At 36.3% G+C, this 7,425-nt stretch carries 10 protein-coding genes; all 10 read right to left on the bottom strand.

Going from position 1 to position 7,425, the window contains the following annotated elements:
- Window positions 1–207: PAAR domain-containing protein (locus PSF42_RS20215; RefSeq protein ID WP_272680547.1), on the bottom strand; the 207-nt coding region annotated here is incomplete at its 3' end.
- Entirely contained in the window at window positions 200–1,126 is a 927-nt protein-coding gene (locus tag PSF42_RS20210) for a hypothetical protein (protein ID WP_272680546.1), read from the bottom strand. The genes PSF42_RS20215 and PSF42_RS20210, both read right to left, overlap by 8 nt.
- Window positions 1,123–1,497 (bottom strand): hypothetical protein, encoded by a 375-nt coding sequence (locus tag PSF42_RS20205; RefSeq protein WP_272680545.1) that lies wholly within the window; start codon window positions 1,495–1,497, stop codon window positions 1,123–1,125. The genes PSF42_RS20210 and PSF42_RS20205 overlap by 4 nt, the downstream gene beginning before the upstream one ends.
- 137 nt (window positions 1,498–1,634) lie before the next feature.
- Window positions 1,635–2,042, bottom strand: coding sequence for a tetratricopeptide repeat protein (locus PSF42_RS20200; protein WP_004259745.1), 408 nt, complete (start codon window positions 2,040–2,042; stop codon window positions 1,635–1,637).
- Window positions 2,043–2,090: 48 nt separating this feature from the next.
- Complete coding sequence (locus PSF42_RS20195; RefSeq protein ID WP_272680544.1) at window positions 2,091–2,726, bottom strand: tetratricopeptide repeat protein; 636 nt, start codon at window positions 2,724–2,726, stop codon at window positions 2,091–2,093.
- A gap of 187 nt (window positions 2,727–2,913) precedes the next feature.
- Window positions 2,914–3,414: a hypothetical protein gene (locus PSF42_RS20190; protein ID WP_004259753.1), complete on the bottom strand. Its 501-nt coding sequence runs from the start codon at window positions 3,412–3,414 to the stop codon at window positions 2,914–2,916.
- A 299-nt stretch (window positions 3,415–3,713) separates the two neighbouring features.
- Window positions 3,714–4,628: a hypothetical protein gene (locus PSF42_RS20185; RefSeq protein WP_213914670.1), complete on the bottom strand. Its 915-nt coding sequence runs from the start codon at window positions 4,626–4,628 to the stop codon at window positions 3,714–3,716.
- Window positions 4,597–6,219, bottom strand: coding sequence for a hypothetical protein (locus tag PSF42_RS20180; RefSeq protein ID WP_272525756.1), 1,623 nt, complete (start codon window positions 6,217–6,219; stop codon window positions 4,597–4,599). Before PSF42_RS20180 ends, PSF42_RS20185 begins: the two co-directional genes overlap by 32 nt.
- A 237-nt stretch (window positions 6,220–6,456) precedes the next feature.
- Window positions 6,457–6,726 carry a type VI secretion system PAAR protein gene (locus tag PSF42_RS20175; protein ID WP_272680543.1) on the bottom strand — a complete coding sequence of 90 codons (270 nt, stop codon included), beginning with the start codon at window positions 6,724–6,726 and terminating at the stop codon, window positions 6,457–6,459.
- A gap of 129 nt (window positions 6,727–6,855) precedes the next feature.
- A partial coding sequence (locus PSF42_RS20170) for a hypothetical protein (protein ID WP_272680542.1) occupies window positions 6,856–7,425 on the bottom strand: 570 nt, incomplete at its 5' end.

Raw genomic sequence — 7,425 nt, 5'->3', positions numbered from 1 at the left:
TGCAACAGGAATACCATTGATCTTCATTAAGCTATCGCCTTCAACGATAGTCCCTGTTTTTTTACATGAAGGACAATAAACAGAGTCGCCCACACAGGCGACTCCTTGGGTTTGCTTGGCGAGAGAAGAAGCTGTCAGCACCGTACCACCAGTATTTGTCGTATCATTTTTTAAGATAATTTTTCTGCCGTTCACAAGACTACGCATTGCGTTTTTTCTCCTGATCAAGCTTTGCTAAAATCTGTTCGACCTGTTGCTCAAAATCAGCAGGAAGGGGGTTTTTACCAAAAGACAAAAAGGGTTTGCGGGCTTGGTAATCGACAGGCGAAACCGCATCTCGCCTTTGTTGCATATAAGCATTGAGAAACGTGATAAAACGATGGTTTTCACTGTCGGTGCTGGTCAGGAAACTGGAGTAATGGGAAACATTTGGCTTGTAAAGTATGGTTTTCAATTGCCCTGTTTTTTCATCGATGCCATACAGTTTAATCGCCAGCATTTTACCTGCATAGCCGAATTGTGCATCTTCATAGCGCGTTAAACGTACTTTCCCCATCCCATAGCTATACAATATTCCTCGTTGCCTATCAGCAATAAGATACACCGGAGGGGTAAAAAAAGAGAGATAGCCCAATAGCCATAAAAAACCCGGGAAAAAGATCAACCAGCCGATAACAAGGTATTTATCATATTGACTGTTAGTAAAGAACTCGCCTGAATTATTAGCTTTTATATAATCCCACCAACTAATTTTTTCTTCGCCAAAAAAACGCTTATATGAATCTATCATTTTTAATGCATGCGGATCCTTTTTATTTGGCTTTGCATATTTGTCCTCCACGTGCTTAGCCATCATTTCAATTGAGGCTTTAGAATCAATATGGTTATTAGCAAAATTATATAACGTATAACACGCCATTACTAAGAGCACGATAAAAAAAGGTATCGTGTTGGTAAGTTGACTATTCCGCTGTGGTGAATTAATCACACAACGCTGTTTATTGACTGCATCTAAAAATACCAGTTTTTGAGGCTCCAACGGATCATCGTAGTGACAACTTTCTTCAATCAATGGCGTGGCTTCTAATTGCTCTGGGTGCTTTGTTGCCGTATATAAACTCGTCATTCAGTGCCTTCCTCATCAATACAGCCATAAAGTTTATCATTAGGATCACCGTTTCGGTAACGCAATGGCGCAATCTCGCCTTTAAGACGATCCACCAAGTAGTACCAATAAATGGATGGGATAGATTGCCCCAGAGGATTACCGGCAAAAATACCTGCTTCAACCTCAAAACTCAGTACAAGCTCTCCATCACGCAGTGCCGTACAGGCTAACGCATCTTGCAAAGCTGCCTCAAACGCCGCATTAAATTTTGTTTGCTGTGAAGCCAAATAGTCAATCCCACGATGTTTGACTACCGTATCCCTTTGTTTGGGTAAAGAGGCCACAGGTGTTCCCGCGGGATAAGCAAATAAAGCTTTCTTTTCAACCAATTGATATTCAACATCCGAAATACCGCATTGAAAATTAGACTAGTAAAACTAATTCACCCAACAGGCCTTCTTTGGGTAATTATTGCTATTTTTGAATACTGAAAATCTAAAGTTTCGGTATAGAACTCCATAAAAAACTAACGTTGCACAGGTAACGTTAGTTTCTTTAACTTATCATATTCGTCACAAGAGAGAGGATACCCTGCTTTGCATGCTTTCATAAATTCTACTTTAGCCAATTCATCATTTTGCTTTGTACCTAGACCATGCGCATAAGCGACACCAAGGTAAAACAAACCGATAAAATCCTCTTGCTGAGCGGATTTCTGTAACCAACCAAAGGCTTCTTCATGTTTATTTTGGCCTGTTAAATGCGATGCAAATAACACTTGTGCTCTGGAATTGCCAATACTTGCACACTTTTCTATGGTTGAAATCGAGTAAGGTGACTTACTTTGTAGTATAGAGTTAATCTCTTTATCGCAATCAACAGCATACGCAGATATAGAAATCAACAAAAATGACAATGTAAATAATATCTTCATAATAGTCCTGTTAAGGAGTGCAAGCACATAACTTAGAATACCAATAGTCTAATTTTTTGATTTTAGAACATCATATTCGTTACAAGGGTAAGTATTATTATCTTTAGTTAAAGCCGTTTTTACATTGTAGTTAATGGCACTTACAAAATAATCAGCGGCCTTCTCGTTATCAGTATCAACACCATCCCCATTTTTATACATATTTCCTAAATAGGAATAAGCCGTAGCATCACCTAATTTGGCAGCGGCTAAATACCACCTTTTAGCCTTGCGTGCATTCTTTGCGGTAGCATAGCCATTTTGATACATGTGTCCCAAGAATGTCATGGCCTGTGGAATACCATTATTAGCTGCATTTTCCACTAACTCGAAGGCATAGAACCAATTTCTATCAACGCCTTCACCATCGAAATAAAGCAAACCCAAAACAAATTGAGATTTAGCACACCTTTGATCAGCCGATTTTCTTACCCACTCAAAAGCCTCAGTCGGTTTTTTGGCTTCTAATTTATACCATCCACCTAAATCGAATTGAGCTTCTGGGTCCCCTTTTAGTGCATTCTTACAAATACTTAAGTTAGGTTTCCCTTCCCAGTCAGACTTGTGTTTTTCATATAAATCGTCACATAAATCCGCATTACAGCTAAAAGTGACAAGCAGACCTAAAAAAAATATCTCTTTCATGTTGTAAGCTAAGCCACATAAATATCTACAAACAAGTATGCATTAACGGAATCAAAAGTCCGAGGTTACCCTCATTCTATAATTAGTAATAAGCATCATTGTGTTATTCCCTATTAAATTATCTCCAATATAACATCCTAAACCATATTCATTTATTGCTAGTTTACATTATTACACTAAGTCGGATTTATGAATGACGCTTCAAAGGTAAATAATGTTTTTCTAAATATTTATCGACATGTTTAGCAAGATTAATTAAATCCGCATAGGCTACCGGTCCTAGTTCAGGCATTTTTCGTGATAAATATTCTGCCTTTGTTATCATCAATCTATTAGCTTCATCGATTACTTCCTGCTCCAAAAAGATAGAAGGTACTACTGCCCAATTATATTCAGGTGTGTTCGTTTTTTGTCGTCCCGTTAAAGCCCAGTCAATTTTTCCATGATAAGATTCTATGGCAGCTTTCAACACAGCAATAAAATCTTGATGATTACGTTCATCTACAGGACGAAAGTTTGTTGATGGCGGCTCATTAATAGTATCAGCAATATAAAGCTCGCCATCAATAAAATTAGTGGGGTCAATATACTTTTTCACAAAACGTCGGCTAGTTCTGTTCCACTCAATATCAATATATTTTCTGATAACAACCATCAATTCACCGCCTTGGTTATTTTCAAGTGTCATTATTTTAATCCTGTAGGTTTGTTAGTAATCGTTAGCTTTCCGTCATTAATACCTTTGATGTGTTTCTCCCAATCCCCTTTAGGGATTGCTTTGGAGGAGATATGTAGTTGCATAAGTAACTTGCACAAAATTATTTACAGGCTAAATATGTATTATTTAATAACGGTTACCTTACCATCGATTATAGATAAATTGGAAACAAGCAATGAGCCGTTTTATTATTCCGTTTGATGACCGCCTAGACGGTCATATTTAAATGAAAGACAAATACACAGAATTATTTACAGGGGCAATATATTTTATTTAACAACCGTTACTTTACCATCAATTATTGATAAATAAGGTGTCGTGATGAAAAAATCACCATTTGAATTTTCTATTTTTAGTGGAGAAGCTCGGCCATATCCTTTTTCAAAACGAAAAATTCTACCGTCCATATATGAATTAAGTTTAAACCCATCCCAATTTATAGGAACTGATTTATAGCCCTCATTAAAAAAACGTTTAAATGGCATTGATTCCCACATTTTTTGTGGTGTACTACCTTGTTCTATTGCAAGTGAACCCCACATTCCTTCTGTTTTTTTATATATCTCATCTAAATTTTGGTTTTTAAATGAATTCTGAAGTGATTCATAAAAATTTTTGATTTGAGGTATATCTGCATTCGATACTGGTTGCCCTTTCGTCCAGTTCCATTCAGGTAAGTCTTTTGCAACAAAGGACTTAGTTGCCTCTATCATATTTTTTTCAGCATTATTAGAGCGAGGGCTATCACCAAAAAACTCGATTTTACTAGGATAAAAATCTGGGTTTATTTTAATTTCCCCATTAGTATCAACAATTAATTTAATTCCAAAACTTGGCTTGTCATCAATTGTTTTTTTAACTGTAGCTGAACACCACATGTTACTAGTTAATTTATCGCTATCAGTTAATGAGTTATTTAGCATTGTAACACTCAGCGTGTTTTTACCATTTTGTAGGTATGAACTAATAGTTTTTCCAGTAGTAAAACTATTGTCGGTCATTCCTACATTATCAATAACCAACATGTCGTTAATTTTTATAAAACACAAAGCATCATTAGTATTAAAGCTAACGATATAGTTTGTTTTCATTTTTTCTTCTGCATTTGAACTACTCATAACGCCCACCATTCCAAACAAAAAAAATATAATTTTAGCCCAAGGTAAAACGCCAATCTGATTCATCTTTATTCAAAGCCTCATAAATTATCCATTCTTTATAGCCACCAGGTTTTATCTGTATTGGGGGCGTATCACTTTCTATAGGTTTATTTTGTGCACCCATACTATAGTTAGTATAAACTTTTGCTTTAATGCCTTCGTGATAAATAACAACCGTTAAATCGTCCCCCTTTTCTTTGTCAAAAGCGATATTTAGTTTAGCCGCAATTTCAGCACCAGCTTCAAAAAAACCTTGTATTCCCCAATAGTTAATACCTGCTTCTAAGTGCGCATTACCGATTAATTCACCTTGAATTTCAATATCTCGTCCGTCAGACTCAAACTCACCTTCATCATCAGTTTTAAATTTAAAGTTACCATGTAATCCACAGCTAAACGTGAGTTCAAGCACCATTTTGGCATAAGCACCTTCGTTGCCTTCCTTAACAGCTTCTTCATTTTTCTCGAGGAATTCTCGTGCATTGTTAACAACAAAATCAACATGTGCATAGGTAGCAAAAGCGGTTAATAGGTCTACAGTAATTTGAAAACCAAATAGAGGCGCAAAACCAACCGAAACATTCCCTTGAGTAATAACACCATAATTTGAAGATTGATGTGTTTTTATTCCGCCTTCTATTTTTAGTACTGGATAGCAGAATTCAGTTGAAACCAAGGGATATTGCACTCTATTTCCTGAGCTTAATACAGAATTGATTTTATTAAATGCAGTATCAATACTATTTGTTAAGTTGAGCTTATTCTTATTTGTAAGAAACTCTTTTTTAAGCTCTGTGTTAAAGGCGACTGTTTCATCACCTATAATACTAGTGATCTCACCTTTAATACCTAATCCAGTTTTAATACCGTATTTTTTTGTGTGTTTAGTCCAGCCACTGTGCGTTGGTCTGTATCCTCTCGCTACATTATTTGCTGTTTGTTCAGCTTTTCGAGCTTCGTTACTCTTTTCCTCTAATGCAGATTCAAGGCCGATCTCAACACTAACTTTAAATTCACGGTATAAAATAAGATCAAATTGAGCGGATGCTAGATGCTTTTTTCCTTCTTTAAAAAGTAAAGCAGTACCATGAGTCATTGGGTTCAGTGTCACTTGGAGTAATTTTATGGCATTGGGAACGGTCAGAAATGGCGCCGCTCCACATTCTGATAATCTCATACCATACCTTTGACGATAACGAGGGTCATCAGTGAAACCTTTTCGATAAATAAAACTATCAAGCATAGATATTGGATTATTTTCCCCGAAAGAAAACTCAGATGTTCTTTTGGTATAAACAAGGACATCATCAAATACTTTCTGTGGGGAAAAATCCCCATAGAGTGAACCATTTTCATTAAATACGTTCCCAATAGGGCAGTTAGGATTATGCGAAATACAACCTTTTGGTGTAGCCATTAACTTTAATGGAACCGTTTTACCTTTTTTAGGTTCTATTAGATAAGTAAATCGCCTAAAAAAATGTTGTTCTTGACGGTATATTTCAGTTTTCCCATCAAAATTTATTGTGGCTTCTAAAGTGCAGTTTGTGGGGATATTGCATGATTGGCAAATATTCGCAAATACACTTGACTGTTTATTTTCAGATGAAGACATCATAATCCCTTACTTAGCTTTAGGTATTACAAGGTAGACTGTAAATACATAAGTTAAATATTAGTTTTAACTTAATATAAGAGTGCTTAAGCAAGCTTCCGCAGTAGCCCCAGTTTAGAAATGTCACGTTTCGGTATTATAAAAAATAAACCTCTGCCGAGATAAAGACATTAAAAATGTTGGTGACTATGCTAGATAAAAAATTAAATCCCTGAAGGTTATATTCGTTTCTATCAATTAACCAATCGTTACCGACGAGTTACCCATTAATACGCCACCGCAACTTACTGTATCACCTGTTCTGGCCGCAGGTTTGCCATCAATAAATACACTACTTGAACCGCCAACGATAGTTCTTGAATGCCCACCATGGGGCGCTAACGCATCTCCTTGCCGAGCCACTGCCTTGCCATCGACTTTTACTGTTGATGAACCTGTAATTACTTGGGTAGGGCCATACTTGCCATGGCCAGTATCGGAATCACCCATGAGAATAATTTTGGGCATAAATTAGGTCCTTATCGAACAATCGTCACTTTTCCATTAATAATGGATAAGTAGGGATAGTAGTGAAATATGAGTCCCTCAGGATTAACTAGTTTTATTGGTAATAGCCGGTTAGGCACTACAATCTCCTTAGGCACTGTACTGCCGATAAAAATCTGGAATGGTATTTATTAACATCATCGATAACTTTTCAATTTTATAAAAGTCCATTGCATCCGGTATTGATAAAATCACACGCCATTCCGAAGGAAGAGAATCCACATCATATATTTCGTAATAGACAAGAAGATAACAAAATAGACTTATTGATTTTTCGTGATTGATATCGTGTTCATAACAAATATCTACGATCCTTTTTGCATACTCAAAGTAAAATGCCCATGTTTTTTCATGACACAAATCTGACGTAAAATATTTTAATGAACGTATTTTGGGATTACAGATAGTTTGCAAGATTAAACTTTCAATCGTTTCATGTTCTTTTTGGGTCTGATATTTTTCAGTTGCTCGAACAAAAAAAAGTGCCATTTTCGCTGTTAATAACGCTATTTTTTGTTGAGATAATAATTTCATTTCTACATCAGTAAAACGCATCAGCTTGCCCCCAAGCTTTGCATTATCGGGAAATCCGCGGCGCTCACGCTCAAAGCGGGAAGCGGTTTCCTCTCCCCATAACAATGTCTTCAGTTTCGTAATAGG

Source organism: Providencia sp. PROV032, assembly GCF_028484875.1.
Lineage (GTDB): Bacteria > Pseudomonadota > Gammaproteobacteria > Enterobacterales > Enterobacteriaceae > Providencia > Providencia rettgeri_E.
This window is presented reverse-complemented; position numbering and strand designations above follow the sequence as displayed.

Coding starts and splice junctions, on each gene's coding strand:
- PSF42_RS20210 (WP_272680546.1), bottom strand. CDS start 1,126: ATGACGAGTTTATATACGGCAACAAAGCACCCAGAGCAATTAGAAGCC.
- PSF42_RS20200 (WP_004259745.1), bottom strand. CDS start 2,042: ATGAAGATATTATTTACATTGTCATTTTTGTTGATTTCTATATCTGCG.
- PSF42_RS20195 (WP_272680544.1), bottom strand. CDS start 2,726: ATGAAAGAGATATTTTTTTTAGGTCTGCTTGTCACTTTTAGCTGTAAT.
- PSF42_RS20190 (WP_004259753.1), bottom strand. CDS start 3,414: ATGACACTTGAAAATAACCAAGGCGGTGAATTGATGGTTGTTATCAGA.
- PSF42_RS20185 (WP_213914670.1), bottom strand. CDS start 4,628: ATGAATCAGATTGGCGTTTTACCTTGGGCTAAAATTATATTTTTTTTG.
- PSF42_RS20180 (WP_272525756.1), bottom strand. CDS start 6,219: ATGTCTTCATCTGAAAATAAACAGTCAAGTGTATTTGCGAATATTTGC.
- PSF42_RS20175 (WP_272680543.1), bottom strand. CDS start 6,726: ATGCCCAAAATTATTCTCATGGGTGATTCCGATACTGGCCATGGCAAG.